At 67.4% G+C, this 12,296-nt stretch carries 9 protein-coding genes, 1 tRNA gene and 1 rRNA gene; 7 read left to right on the forward strand and 4 right to left on the reverse strand.

The genetic code is table 11. The features are described 5' to 3' along the window. The 4 genes from rrf to AAHF99_RS22375 form a co-directional block, all read left to right on the forward strand. A 5S ribosomal RNA gene (gene rrf / locus AAHF99_RS22360) occupies positions 1-92 on the forward strand; the annotation flags it as partial. Between the two features lie 47 nt (positions 93-139). After that, positions 140-216, forward strand: a tRNA-Met gene (locus AAHF99_RS22365). 314 nt (positions 217-530) lie between these two features. Continuing rightward, positions 531-1,472, forward strand: coding sequence for a UDP-glucuronic acid decarboxylase family protein (locus tag AAHF99_RS22370; protein ID WP_342166637.1), 942 nt, complete (start codon positions 531-533; stop codon positions 1,470-1,472). 95 nt (positions 1,473-1,567) lie between these two features. Beyond that, the gene (locus AAHF99_RS22375) at positions 1,568-2,386 is read left to right on the forward strand and encodes a glycosyltransferase family 2 protein (protein ID WP_342166638.1); all 819 of its coding nucleotides are present in this window, start codon (positions 1,568-1,570) and stop codon (positions 2,384-2,386) included. 60 nt (positions 2,387-2,446) lie between these two features. On the opposite strand, the gene metH is transcribed toward AAHF99_RS22375, so the two are convergent. The 3 genes from metH to AAHF99_RS22390 form a co-directional block, all read right to left on the reverse strand. Beyond that, positions 2,447-6,199 carry a methionine synthase gene (gene metH, locus AAHF99_RS22380; protein ID WP_342166639.1) on the reverse strand — a complete coding sequence of 1,251 codons (3,753 nt, stop codon included), beginning with the start codon at positions 6,197-6,199 and terminating at the stop codon, positions 2,447-2,449. A 113-nt stretch (positions 6,200-6,312) separates the two neighbouring features. Beyond that, the gene (gene metF, locus AAHF99_RS22385; protein ID WP_342166640.1) at positions 6,313-7,227 is read right to left on the reverse strand and encodes a methylenetetrahydrofolate reductase [NAD(P)H]; all 915 of its coding nucleotides are present in this window, start codon (positions 7,225-7,227) and stop codon (positions 6,313-6,315) included. Positions 7,228-7,288: 61 nt separating this feature from the next. After that, a complete protein-coding gene (locus tag AAHF99_RS22390) occupies positions 7,289-8,308 on the reverse strand; it encodes an ArsR/SmtB family transcription factor (protein WP_342166641.1) in 1,020 nt (339 codons plus the stop codon). A gap of 121 nt (positions 8,309-8,429) precedes the next feature. Here AAHF99_RS22390 and AAHF99_RS22395 point away from each other — a divergent pair, with 121 nt between their 5' ends. Together AAHF99_RS22395 and AAHF99_RS22400 are read left to right on the forward strand one after the other, a co-directional pair. Continuing rightward, entirely contained in the window at positions 8,430-8,954 is a 525-nt protein-coding gene (locus tag AAHF99_RS22395) for a DUF2937 family protein (protein WP_342166642.1), read from the forward strand. Between the two features lie 102 nt (positions 8,955-9,056). Beyond that, positions 9,057-10,307 (forward strand): peptide ABC transporter permease, encoded by a 1,251-nt coding sequence (locus AAHF99_RS22400; protein ID WP_342166643.1) that lies wholly within the window; start codon positions 9,057-9,059, stop codon positions 10,305-10,307. A gap of 14 nt (positions 10,308-10,321) precedes the next feature. On the opposite strand, the gene AAHF99_RS22405 is transcribed toward AAHF99_RS22400, so the two are convergent. Then, a complete protein-coding gene (locus AAHF99_RS22405; RefSeq protein ID WP_342166644.1) occupies positions 10,322-10,672 on the reverse strand; it encodes a septal ring lytic transglycosylase RlpA family protein in 351 nt (116 codons plus the stop codon). A 417-nt stretch (positions 10,673-11,089) separates the two neighbouring features. On the opposite strand from AAHF99_RS22405, the gene AAHF99_RS22410 reads away from it, so the two are divergent. Continuing rightward, positions 11,090-12,295, forward strand: coding sequence for a site-specific DNA-methyltransferase (locus AAHF99_RS22410; protein WP_342166645.1), 1,206 nt, complete (start codon positions 11,090-11,092; stop codon positions 12,293-12,295). Position 12,296 lies beyond the last annotated feature (1 nt).

Below are 12,296 nucleotides of genomic sequence, written 5' to 3' on the forward strand. Positions count from 1 at the left end.
AGAACCCGATCCCATCTCGAACTCGGCCGTTAAACACGCCAGCGCCCATGGTACTGTGCCTCAAGGCACGGGAGAGTCGGTCGCCGCCAGACCCGCACAACGCAAAGTCAGAAACATTCCCTCTCACGACACCGCTTGGCGCGGGGTGGAGCAGTCCGGTAGCTCGTCAGGCTCATAACCTGAAGGTCGTTGGTTCAAATCCAACCCCCGCAACCAAACACACGAACAACCCGCCCGTCGAAAGACGCGGCGGGTTTTTCGTGTTCGCTGTCCGCGAAGCGCCGGCATCACGTTTGGCGAGCGATGCTACCGAAGCGCAACTTGTGGATTTACTTTTAAATACTTCTACCAACGGTCGAATATTGTTCTAACTGCAATATAGGTGTTCCAAGAGCTCGGATTCTCAGCTATCTCGAAGTCTGGGCAGGTTGATGCGCTGCCGGAATGCTCTGAGAGGTGGCCTTGATGGCCATGGCGTCCCCGAAGCCAGCTGAACCCCTGCTTTCATCCGCTCGCCGGCGGGTGGGGCGATGACCGGCGTTCCCATCCTCGTCACCGGTGGGGCCGGCTTTCTCGGTTCGCATCTTTGTGATCGCCTTTTGGCGATGGGGCAGGAAGTCCTCTGCGTCGATAACTACTTCACCGGGCGCAAACGAAACATCGAACATCTGCGGCAGCATCCTCGCTTCGAGGAAATGCGCCACGACATTACCTTTTCGCTCTATATCGAGGTGTCGCAGATCTACAATCTGGCCTGTCCCGCCTCCCCGATACACTATCAGCACGATCCGGTTCAAACCACGAAGACCTGCGTGGTGGGCGCCACCAACATGCTGGGCCTCGCGAAGCGGTTGAAGGCTCGCATCCTCCAAGCCTCGACCTCCGAGGTTTATGGCGATCCCATCGTCCATCCCCAGGCCGAGGATTACTGGGGGCACGTCAATCCCATCGGGATCCGCGCCTGCTACGACGAGGGGAAGCGCTGTGCCGAAACCCTCTTCTCGGACTATCGCCGCCAGTATCGCCTCGACACCAAGGTCGTGCGGATCTTCAACACCTACGGGCCGCGCATGCGGCCCGATGACGGACGGGTCGTCAGCAACTTCATCCTGCAGGCCCTGCGCGGCGAACCGATCACGATCTATGGCGACGGCAGCCAGACACGCAGCTTCTGCTACGTCGACGATCTCATCGAGGCGATGATCCGGGTAATGGACCAGCCGCCGGACTTCGGTGGTCCGATCAACCTCGGCAATCCGTGCGAGTTCACCATCCTCGAACTCGCCGAGTGCGTGCTGTGGCTGACCGGCTCCCGGAGCCGGATCATCCACCATCCCCTCCCCTCCGATGATCCCAGACAGCGCCGACCGGACATCGGACTGGCTCGGGAACGCCTGGGCTGGGAGCCGAAGGTGTCCCTGAAGGACGGGCTGCAGGAAACCATCCGGTATTTCCGAAGCCTGGCAGCCTGACGCTTGACTGGTGAATGATGACGGACACGCAGGTGGACGTGGCACCGGTCTGGTGAAAGCGTGCTTTGGTATCGCGGTAGAAAAAGCGAGACATCGTGAAAGTCGATAAAGCCGATTACGGAAGCTTTGCTGAAATGCCAGTCACTGCCTATTCGGAAAGTATCCCGCAAACTGCGCCCCAGATCTTCGTCATCACGCCGTATTACCTAGAATCCCTCGACGTGCTGCGGCGGTGTCATGAGAGTGTGTTGGCGCAGCAGGCTGAAGCGCGCCTGACGCATGTCATGATCGCGGACGGGCATCCTCGGGAGGAGATCGACGGCTGGGATGTCCTGCACATCAGGCTCCCCAAGGCACATGCCGATAACGGCAACACGCCGCGCGCGGTGGGTTGCGTCGTGGCAGAGACCAACGGCGCCGAATTCATCGCCTTTCTGGACGCGGACAACTGGTACTATCCCGACCACCTCGCGAGCATGCTCAATGCCATGAAGGAGACCGGGGCAAGCGTCGCCTGCTGTTGGCGGGACTATTATGATCCGGAGGGTACAAAGATTGATGTGGTCGAGGCCGACGAGATGGCTCTGGGCCATGTCGACACGAGCTGTATCATGCTGTCGAGCGCCGCGTTCGATGTGAACCAGTTGTGGTCCAGGATGCCGAAGATCCTGACACCCTGGTGCGACCGGGTCGTCATGACCGGCATCCGCCATCGGCGGCACATGCAGTGCTATACGCGCCAGAGGACCGTCGCGTTTACGACGATCTACTCTCAGCACTTCGAGGACTTAAATCTGCCGCTCCCGCCCAACGCCAAACGGACGCCGGACGAGGCGATGCTTGCTTTTCTGCAATCGATAGAGGGCGTGCAGCAGACCGTGCGCCGGATGGGCTTCTGGCCCCTCGCCATCTGATCCAGACGCGCCGGGGCTCTGCCCCGGCACCCCGCCAAAGGGCTGGCCCTTTGGGATCCTCTATTCGGCCGCCTGCGCAAGATAGGAGGCGGGATTGTAATTGAGGATCGGGCCGAGCCAGCGCTCCACCTCCGCCACATCCATCCCCTTGCGGACGGCGTAATCCTCGACCTGATCCCGCTCCACCTTGGCGACGCCGAAATAATGAGCGTCCGGGTGGGCGAGGTACAGGCCCGACACCGAGGAGCCCGGCCACATGGCGAAGGACTCGGTGAGCTTCACGCCGATGCGGCGCTCGGCTTTGAGGAGATCGAACAGGGTCGTCTTCTCGGTGTGGTCGGGCTGGGCGGGGTAGCCCGGCGCCGGGCGGATGCCCGCATAGGGCTCGCCCGTCAGCTGATCCGGCGTGAAGGTCTCGTGCGAAGCGTAGCCCCAGAACTCCCGGCGGACGCGCTCGTGCATCCGCTCGGCGAAGGCCTCCGCGATACGGTCGGCCAGCGCCTTCACGAGGATCGCCCGGTAATCGTCGTTGGCGCGCTCGAAGCGCTCGGCGATGCGCACCTCCTCCAGGCCCGCCGTGACCACGAAGGCGCCGACGTAATCCGCGATGCCCGTGTCCGCCGGGGCGACGAAATCGGATAGGCAGAGATTCGGGCGCCCGTCACGCTTTGAGAGCTGCTGGCGCAGGCCGTGGAACGTGGCGAGCGTGTCGCTGCGCGAGTCACCCGTCCAAAGCACGATGTCGTCGCCGACGCTGTTCGCCGGCCAGAAGCCGAGCACGGCCTTCGGGTTGAACCAGCGCTCCGCGACGATCTGCTTCAGCATCTCCTGCGCGTCCTCGTAGAGGGCGCGGGCGGCCGGGCCCTGCTCCGGGTCGTCGAGGATCGCGGGGAAGCGGCCCTTGAACTCGTAGGTCTGCAGGAACGGCGTCCAGTCGATGTAGGGCACGAGGTCCGCGACCTCGTAGGAGCCGAAGACGCGGGCATCGGTGAAGCTCGGCTTCTTCGGCGCGTAGGCGGACCAATCCGCCTTGAAGCGGTTGGCGCGGGCCTTGGCGATCGGTAGCCGCTGCTTGTCGGCCTCCGAGCGGGCATGGGCGGCCGCCACCTTGGCGTATTCGGTGCGAACCTTCTCGATGGTGGCGCCGCGGGTCTCCTTGGAGATCAGGCTCGACACGACGCCCACTGCGCGGCTCGCGTCGGTGACGTAGACCGCCTGCCCCCGCTCGTAGGCTGGGTGGATCTTCACCGCCGTGTGGACGCGGCTCGTCGTAGCGCCGCCGATCAGGAGCGGCACGTCGAAGCCCTCACGCTCCATCTCGCCGGCCACGTGGACCATCTCGTCGAGGGAGGGCGTGATGAGGCCCGACAGGCCGACGATGTCGACCTGCTCGCGCTTGGCGGTTTCGAGGATCTTGGCGGCCGGCACCATCACGCCGAGATCGATGATCTCGTAATTGTTGCAGGCCAGCACGACGCCGACGATGTTCTTGCCGATGTCGTGGACATCGCCCTTCACGGTGGCCATCAGCACCTTGCCGGCGGCCTGGCGCTTGCCGTCGCCGCCGTTGGCCAGCTTCTCGGCCTCCATGTACGGCTCGAGATAGGCGACCGCCTGCTTCATCACGCGGGCCGACTTCACCACCTGCGGCAGGAACATCTTGCCCGCGCCGAACAGGTCGCCGACCACGTTCATGCCGGCCATGAGCGGCCCTTCGATCACGTGGAGCGGGCGCTCGACGCCCTGACGCGCCTCCTCCGTGTCGGCGATGATGTAGTCGGTGATGCCGTTGACCAGCGCGTGCTCGATGCGCTTCGCGACCGGGGCCTCGCGCCACGTCAGGTCGGCGGTCCGCGCCTGGGCCGAGGCGCCGGTCTTGAACCGCTCGGCGGATTCCAGCAGGCGCTCGGTGGAATCGTCGCGGCGGTTGAGGACGACGTCCTCACACAACTCGCGGAGTTCGGCAGGGATCTCGTCGTAGACGGCGAGCTGGCCGGCATTGACGATGCCCATGTCCATACCGGCCTGGATGCAGTGGTACAGGAACACCGCGTGCATCGCCTCGCGCACCGGCTCGTTGCCGCGGAAGGCGAAGGAGAGGTTCGAGACGCCGCCCGAGATGTGGGCGTGGGGCAGGGTTTCCCGGATGGTGCGGGTCGCCTCGATGAAGGCGACGCCGTAGCCGTTGTGCTCCTCGATGCCGGTGGCGACCGCGAAGATGTTCGGGTCGAAGATGATGTCTTCCGGTGGGAAGCCGACCTGCTCGGTGAGGATCCGGTACGCCTTCGTGCAGATCTCGACCTTGCGCTCGTAGCTGTCGGCCTGGCCCTGCTCATCGAAGGCCATCACCACCACGGCCGCGCCGTAGGAGCGGCAGATCCTGGCGGCCTCGATGAATTTCTCCTCGCCCTCCTTCATGGAGATCGAGTTCACGATCGCCTTGCCCTGGATGCACTTGAGACCGGCTTCGATCACCTCGAACTTCGAGGAATCGACCATCACCGGCACCCGGGCGATGTCGGGCTCGGCGGCGACGAGGTTCAGGAACTCGACCATCGCCTTCTGCGAATCGAGCAGGCCCTCGTCCATGTTGACGTCGATCACCTGGGCGCCGGCCGCGACCTGATCGCGGGCGACGTCCAGCGCCGCCGCGTAATCACCGTTGGTGATGAGCTTCCGGAACTTGGCCGAGCCCGTCACGTTCGTGCGCTCGCCGACGTTGACGAAGGGGATCTCCTTCGTGAGCACGAAGGGCTCCAGGCCCGAGAGGCGCATCAGGCGCGGGACCTCGGGGATCTGGCGCGGCGCCTTGCCGGCGACGGCCTCCGCGATGGCGCGGATATGGTCCGGGGTGGTGCCGCAGCAGCCGCCGACCATATTGACGAGGCCCGCTTCCGCGAACTCGCCGACGAGGGCGCCCATCGCTTCCGGGCTCTCGTCGTAGAGGCCGAACTCGTTCGGCAGGCCGGCATTCGGATAGGCGCAGACGAGGGTGTCGCAGAGCCGCGACAGTTCGGCGATGTGGCCGCGCATCTCGCGGGCGCCCAGAGCGCAATTCAGGCCGAAGGTCAGCGGGTCGGAATGGCGGAGCGCGTTCCAGAAGGCGGCCGGGGTCTGGCCGGAGAGGGTGCGGCCCGACAGGTCGGTGATGGTGCCCGAGATCTGGATCGGCAGCTTGATGCCGGTCTCCTCGAACACTTGCCACGCGGCGGCGACCGCCGCCTTGGCGTTAAGGGTGTCGAAGATCGTCTCGATGAGGATGAGTTCCGCCCCGCCCGCGATGAGGCCGCGGACCTGCTCGACATAGGCGGTCTTCACCTGATCGAACGTGACCGCCCGGTAGCCGGGGTTGTTCACGTCGGGCGAGATCGAGAGGGTGCGGTTCGTCGGGCCGATGGCGCCGGCCACGAACCGGCGGCGACCGTCCTTCTGCTCGGCGAGCTGGGCGGCCTCGCGGGCGAGCCGCGCGCCCTGCTCGTTCAACTCATGGACGATGGACTCCATGCCGTAATCGGCCTGGGCGATGGTCGTGCCGGAGAAGGTGTTGGTCTCGCAGACGTCGGCGCCCGCGAGGAAGTAGTCGAGATGGATCTGCCGGATCGCGTCGGGCTGGGTGAGGATCAGGAGGTCATTGTTGCCCTTCTGATCGTGCCCGTGATCCGTGAAGCGGTTGCCCCGGAAATCCTCCTCCGAGAATTTCAGGCGCTGGATCACGGTGCCCATCGCCCCGTCGAGCACGAGGATTTTTTCCGAGGCCCGCTCGCGCAAAGCCTTGGCGATTGCAGTGCCGTCGACGGGGGCGAAATCGGTCATCGTCAGTCCTTGAAACCGTTCTGGGGTGCCATCTCGGACCGGGCTCTGTCCGTCTTTGCGAGCGGAGCGAAGCAATCCAGCAGCGCTCCGTTCACTGATGTCGCGCTGCCCGGTCAGGCCGCCTTCGCGGCGGCGATCTTCGGGGCCTGATTGCGCAGGCCGAGAAGATGGCAGATCGCGTAGACGAGGTCCGAGCGGTTCATCGAGTAGAAGTGGAAGTCGTTGATGCCCTCGTCCACGAGGTCGAGCACCTGCTCGGCGGCCACGGCGGCGGCCACGAGGCGGCGGGTCTCGACGTCGTCGTCCAGGCCCTCGAACCGGGCGGCGAGCCAGTAGGGCACCGAGGCGCCGGTGCGGCGGGCGAAGTTCGCCGCCTGCTTGAAGTTCTGCACCGGCAGGATGCCCGGCAGGATCGGGATGGTGATCCCGGCCGCCCGCACCTTCTCGAGGTAGCGCAGGAAGACGTCGTTATCGAAGAAGAACTGCGTGATCGCCTGATCCGCGCCGGCATCGACCTTGGCCTTCAGGGCGTCGATGTCGGCTTCCAGAGTTGCGGCCTCGGGGTGCTTCTCGGGATAGGCCGAGACCGAGACCTTGAAGTCGCCGATCCGCTTGATGCCGGCCACCAGTTCGGCGGTGGAGGCGTAGCCGCCGGGATGCGGGCGGAAGGCGTGGCCGACGCCCTCGGCCGGATCGCCGCGCAGGGCCACGATGTGGCGCACGCCGGCATCCCAGTAGGACTGGACCACCGCGTCGATCTCCTCGCGGGTGGCGTCCACGCAGGTCAGGTGGGCGGCGGGCTTGAGGGTGGTCTCGCGCACCATCCGGGCGACGGTGTTGTGCGTGCGCTCACGGGTGGAGCCGCCGGCACCGTAGGTCACCGAGACGAATTTGGGCTGCAAAGGCGCGAGGCGCTCGATGGAGCCCCACAGAACCTTCTCCATCTCCTCGCTCTTGGGCGGGAAGAACTCGATGGAAACGCGGATGGGGTGGTAGCCGTCGCGGCTGGCGCGTGTGGTCCGGGCCATAATGTTCGTTGCTCCTCGTCCTCAAGATCCGACGGTTCGGACGGCATTCCTTGGTGAAATCTCAGGCGACCGCGCGGTCTTCGCCCCAGGTCGCGTTCGTGTCCCGCCCCTGCCCTTCCTCCTCGGCGAGCCACAGCGTGACCGTGAGTTGGCCGGAGGCCGCCGGCGCGAGGTCGCGCGCGGTGACGGCAGGCAGACCGGCCTCGGCGAGCCAGCCGGCGATCTGCTCCGTGGAGAAGCCGAGCCGGCGGTGCGCCTGGGCGGTGCGCAGGAATTCGAGATCGTGCGGGGCGAAATCGACCACCAGCAGGCGTCCTCCCGGCGCGACGAGGCGCGCGGCAGCTTTCAGCGCGCGGGCCGGGTCGTCGAGGTAGTGGAGCACCTGATGCACGATCACAAGATCGAACCCCGCCTTCGCGAAGGGCGGGGCGTGGATGTCGCCCTGGCGCAGTTCCACCCGCGCGACGCCCTGGCGCTCGAAGTTGGCGCGGGCGACAGAGAGCATGGCATGGTTCGAATCGAGCCCGACCGCCCTCCCCGCCAGCGGCGCGAGGAGCCCGAGCATCCGGCCGGTGCCGGTGCCGAGATCGAGCAGGCTGCCGATGGGGCGCGGCCCGAGGGCTTCGAGCACGGCGGCCTCGACGATATCCTCCGGCACGTGGAGCGAGCGCAGTTCGTCCCATTTCGGCGCCAGCCGGGCGAAGAAGCTCTGCGCCGCCTCCGCCCGCTGCGTCCGCACCGCATCGAGCCGCGCGCGGTCCTCGGAGAGCGGCGGGGCCGCGCGGTCGAGCCCGGCGACCAGCGGGTCGGCGAGATCAGCGCGGTTCTCCGCGAGGCGGAAGAAGGCCCAGGCGCCCTCGCGATGCCGCTCCACCAGTCCCGCTTCCACGAGAAGCTTGAGGTGGCGCGAGATGCGCGGTTGCGACTGGCCGAGGATGTCGGTGAGGTCCGAGACCGACAATTCCCCCTCCGCCAGCAGGGCGAGGATGCGCAGGCGCGTCTCCTCCGCCGCGGCGCGCAGGACGGCCAAGGCTTGGGAAAAGGGGACCGACCCCGCCTCTCGCTGGCGTTCATTAGACATAAAGATATCTTTATGTGCGTTCGCGGCGGGGCGCAAGGGCAAATCGGCGTGTGCGGCGCGGCTGGAACCTGTGGCGCGGGCGTGCTCTTCTGATCGCATATGGTTCTGGCGAGGCGGCTTCGTGTTCGGCATCCTGCGCACCCTGGGCTTGGCCCTCGGCCTTCTCGGCGGCGCCATCGCGGCGCAGGCCCCTGAATTCGCGCAGCAATACGCGCAGCGCCTCGGCGGCGCGGTGGATGAGCTACGCCGGGAGATCGCGACCCTCGAATCGGATGCGCAGGCCAACGGCACCACCCGCGACGGCGCGGTGGAGCGCCTGCGTAGCAACCCGGACGGGCTCGTGGCCCGGCGCGGCGAGGCGGCCCAGGCCGACATCGCCCGGCTCGCCCGTCTCTCGGCACAGCAACAGGCCCTGACCGAGGCGACGAGCCCCCTCGGGCGGACGGTCGCCGTGATCCGCGATCCCGACACCGGTATCGCCCGGGCGACCCTGCGGGACTACCAGCCCGCCGTGCCGACGACGGCCGATGGGCTGACGGCGGGGCTGGTCGGTTTCCTGGCTGCCTGGGGCGGCTGGCGCGTTCTCTCCGATATCGGCCGGCGGGCCACGAGACGCCGGTCGCGGCAGCCGGTGACGGTCGCCTGAGTGTAGAGCAGTGGCGGGGTGTTGCCGGGCGTCTACAGCCCTGTGCCCGCCGCTTGCTTATCGAGCCTGGATCCGCTCGCTCCGGATCGGATGGGGCGTACCATGCCACGCGCGTCGACACAGACGATCGACCCCGCCCTCGACGCCGCCGCCCTGTTGCGGCGCGTCGGGTTCTTCGGGCTGTTCGTGGTCCTTCCCGTGCTGGCCCAGGTCGCCCGGCGCGCGGCGGTGATCCTTGCGCCCATCGCGGTCGTGCTGCTGCTCATCGCCAGCGGCATCGACCGGCGGCAGCGGCCGACCATGCCCGCCATCCGGCGGCTGCTCACGGCGCCCGCCTTCCTGGCCGGCAGCCTCGTCGTCCTGTGGTCGGCCCTGTCGCTGGCCTGGACGCCCTTCCTCGGCCCGGCGGGGGAACGGCTCGCCAACCTCGTGGCGACCATCGGCCTCGGCCTTGCGGCCTACCTCGCCCTGCCCGACCGGATGCGCTCGGCGAACCTCTATCTCCTGCCGCTCGGGGTGACGGCGGGGGCCATCGTGGCCATCGCTCTCGGCATCTCGGGGGCGCGGATGGCGCCGGGCATGGAGAATGATGGCGCCCTCGACCGGGGCTTGATCCTGCTGATCCTCCTCGTCTGGCCCGCCCTGGCGTGGCTGCGCTCCCGCCGCCGGGACCGGGAGGCGCTGGTGGTCGCCCTGCTCGTGGCCGTGGCCCTGACCGTCCAGCCGGATGCGACACAGATCGCGGCGCTCGCCATCGGCGCCCTCGCCTACGCGCTCACCAGCCTTCGCCTGAAGGCGGGCGTGGCCGCCACCGCCCTGACGGCGGCGATCCTGCTCGCCGCCGCGCCGATCCTACCCTTCCTCGCGCGCCCCATCGCCTCGGCCGTGCTCGGGCCGGTGAGCCCGGCCGCGTTGTCGCTCAAGAGCTGGCAGAAGGTGGTGACCACCGAGCCGGTGCGCCTCGTGACCGGGCACGGGCTGGAGACCGCCCTGCGCGGGCGGGTGGTCGGGCTCGTGCCGGCCAATGCGCCGACCACGGCCCTGTTCGAATTCTGGTACGAGCTCGGCATCGTCGGGGCCCTCGCCGCCGCCTTCGCCCTCTACGCCTCGATCCGCAGGGCGGGCCGGGACGCCCCCGCCCTCGTGCCCGGCGCCATGGCCTGCTTCGCCAGCGCCTTCGCGGTGGCCTGTCTCGGCGTCGGCCTCACCACGGTGTGGTGGCTCGCGACGCTCGCCATCGCGGTGATGGTGTTCGTGACGGTGGAGCGCGGGCAGTTCCGCACCAGCCGCCCCAAGGTAGCCAGGCTGCGCCGGCTCCGGGATGACGGCCCCGCCGGAGCGGGCGCCGCCTGAAGTCTGGAATAGGGTCAGTTGACGACGCGGAGCGAGACCCACGAGGTCCCGCCCATGCCGAGCGCCCGCGCCGAGCCGCGGGACAGGTCGATGATCCGCCCGCGGACGAACGGGCCACGATCGTTGATCCGGACGACGACAGCCCGGCCGGTGCGGCGGTTCTCGACGCGCACGCGGGTGCCGAAGGGCAGCGTGCGGTGGGCTGCGGTCAGCCCGTTGGGATTGAAGCGCTCACCGTTCGCCGTGCGATGTCCGCTGCCGTACCAGGATGCATTGCCGCCCTGAGCGGCGGCCGGGGACACGGCGCCGACGGCGCCAGCCAGCATTCCGAGGACGAGAGCGATCTTACCGAAACCAACCTTCATTTGTCCGCGCATTCCCTTGTTGTTAGCGGGACGGCGCCAGTCGTTTCGGAAACGGGCAGCAATGTGGCGTCAGATTTCGTGATCTTGGGGCCGCATTTTGGCCCCATTGATGCTGAACGCAATGATTACATGGCGCTCAGCACCCGCTTTTCCTCGTTCTCAGTAACAAATACTTGGAACGAATGCTGGCGAAGTATCGCGATAGATAAGCGCGCGGGGCCGGATGACCGGCGATGGTACGAGGATTATCCTAGATCTGCGTGTCGCGAAGGGCTGCCTCCCGCTCAGGCGGAGGCTCGCGGGCCGGCTTGAATGAGGCCGGGTCAGAACGGGACGCTTTTTTCGAAACAGGCTGAACGCGGTTTTTACCGTAGCCGACGCATGGTCCCCCGGTCAGTCGCGTAACCGGTGTGTCTCATGGCTTCCCAGCGTACCGTGGCAGCCGACGCTCTCGCCCGGAATCAGGTCTCGCGTGCCGGGCGGCCCGCGTCGGCGCCACGGATGGGTTACTCTGCCCAGCCGTCGCCACTCAGGTCCAAGGACCTTCCCCTCGACACGGTGCTGATCGGCGATTGCATCGCCGCCATGAACGCCCTTCCGGCGTCCAGCGTCGACTGCGTGTTCGCGGACCCGCCCTACAATCTCCAGCTGGGTGACGCCGGGCTGCTGCGCCCCGACCAGAGCCGCGTCGACGCCGTCGACGACGACTGGGACAAGTTCGCGAGCTTCCCCGCCTACGACGCCTTCACCCGCGAATGGCTCGCCGCCGCCCGCCGGGTGATGAAGCCGAATGCGACCCTCTGGGTGATCGGGTCATACCACAACATCTTCCGCGTCGGCAGCGCGCTTCAGGATCTCGGTTACTGGATCCTCAACGACATCGTCTGGCGCAAGGCGAACCCGATGCCGAACTTCCGCGGCAAGCGGTTCACCAATGCGCACGAGACCTTGATCTGGGCGTCCCGCTCGGCGGATTCGAAGGGCTACACCTTCCATTACGATGCGCTGAAGGGGGGCAACGAAGACCTCCAGATGCGCTCGGACTGGTTCATTCCCCTCTGCACGGGCGACGAGCGCCTGAAGGACGAGGAGGGCCGGAAGGTCCACCCGACGCAGAAGCCGGAGGCGCTGCTTGCCCGCACCCTGCTCGCCGCCACCAATCCCGGCGACGTGGTGCTCGATCCGTTCTTCGGCACCGGCACGACCGGCGCCGTCGCCAAGCGTCTGGGCCGCCGCTTCATCGGCATCGAGCGCGATCCCGGCTACGCCGCCGCCGCGCGGGAGCGGATCGCGGGGGTCGAGACCCTGTCGCAGGCCGCCCTCCTCGTGGCGCCGACGAAGCGCGCGGAGCCCCGCGTGCCGTTCCTCTCGGTGATCGAGGCCGGTTTGGTCAAGGCCGGCGAGACGCTGTGCGACGAGCGCGGGCGCTTCCGCGCCACGGTGCGCCCGGACGGGCAGCTCGACAATGGGCTGGTGGTCGGCTCGATCCACAAGATCGGCGCCCTCGTCCAGGGTCTGCCGGCCTGCAACGGCTGGACCTTCTGGCACGCCGAGCGCGGCGGCCGGAAGACCTGCATCGACATGTTCCGCACCGAGATCCGCGCCACGATGGCGGGGGCCTGAG

The sequence above is a fragment of the Methylobacterium litchii genome (genome assembly GCF_038442315.1).
GTDB lineage: Bacteria > Pseudomonadota > Alphaproteobacteria > Rhizobiales > Beijerinckiaceae > Methylobacterium > Methylobacterium litchii.